1 protein-coding gene is annotated in these 588 nt (G+C 75.2%); it reads right to left on the reverse strand.

Annotated elements, in window-relative coordinates:
* Positions 1–588: HNH endonuclease signature motif containing protein (locus ACI8AK_RS23190; protein ID WP_456958195.1), on the reverse strand; the 588-nt coding region annotated here is incomplete at both ends.

Below are 588 nucleotides of genomic sequence, written 5' to 3' on the forward strand. Positions count from 1 at the left end.
CCGGTGGCCGGGTGGTGCGGGTGATCCCGGACGGGGTGGTGACGGTGAGGGTCCCGTCGGCGCTCATGTGGAAGCGCCAGCCGCGGGCGAAGGTCTTGAGGCGGTGGTGGCTGCGGCACAGGCAGCAGAGGTTGGCGCAGTCGGTGGCGCCGCCGTGCGCGTGGGGGATGACGTGGTCGGTGTCGGCCCAGCCGACGCGCTGGCCGCAGGTGGGGAAGCGGCAGGTGCGGTCGCGGGTGTGCACGAACCGCTGCAGCGGCGCGGAGGGTGCGTAGGCGTCGGTCGCGGCCGGGCGGTCGAGCACCGCACAGTCGCAGTCGCCGCTGGCTTCGGCCGATTGCTCGACTCCAGCGTCGGCCGGGTGGTCGGCGCAGCCGGTGCGGGCGAGCCGGCGTAACCGGTTCAGCGTGCTCGTCGCCCGCAGCGTGCCGTCGTCGTCGACCAGCGCGAGCGTCACCGACCCGCCCTCCGGTGCCCGGACGCCGAGCGCCTCCAGTTGCTGCAGGAGTTCCCGGAGGTGGGCGGCGGTGATCGGCAGCCCGTTCACCGCCCCGGCCTCGCTGCTGCGGCCGGCCAGCGCACTGAGAG

This window comes from Geodermatophilus sp. SYSU D00867, assembly GCF_054050315.1.